This is a genomic window from Arthrobacter sp. MDT2-34-1 (assembly GCF_059091365.1).
The window spans coordinates 1-396 of record NZ_JBNHGO010000168.1; the positions used below are offsets into that span (position 1 = coordinate 1).

Consider the following 396-nt stretch of genomic DNA (forward strand, 5'->3'; position numbering starts at 1 on the left):
CTTGGCCCAGGCTGGTGGCTTCGAAGGATGCCGCTATAGTCAACACCGCATCGATTGCTGGCACTTGGGCGATCCCATCCGACGCTGCCTACTGTGCTTCCAAAGCAGCTGTAGTTATGTTGACGAAGTGCATGGCACTAGACGGGGCAAAGGATGGGATTCGCGTCAACTGTGTATCGCCTGGGTTCATTGAGACACCAATGATTCGCGGGTTCTTCGCTGACCAGGAAGACGAACTCATGGCTCGGAAATCAGCAACCGGAATGCATCCCCTTGGACGGCTCGGTTCTCCTAGAGATATAGCTGATGCATTTGTGTATCTGGCATCCGGTGACGCGCAATGGGTAACGGCCTCGACAATGACAGTTGATGGAGGCCTTACTGCCGGCCTCTGGA

At 55.1% G+C, this 396-nt stretch carries 1 protein-coding gene; it reads left to right on the plus strand.

Annotation, left to right across the window (positions count from 1 at the left end; translation table 11 throughout):
• Window positions 1-14: 14 nt before the first annotated feature.
• The coding region (locus AC5RVV_RS18210; RefSeq protein WP_494002740.1) for an SDR family NAD(P)-dependent oxidoreductase at window positions 15-396 on the plus strand (382 nt) is incomplete at its 3' end.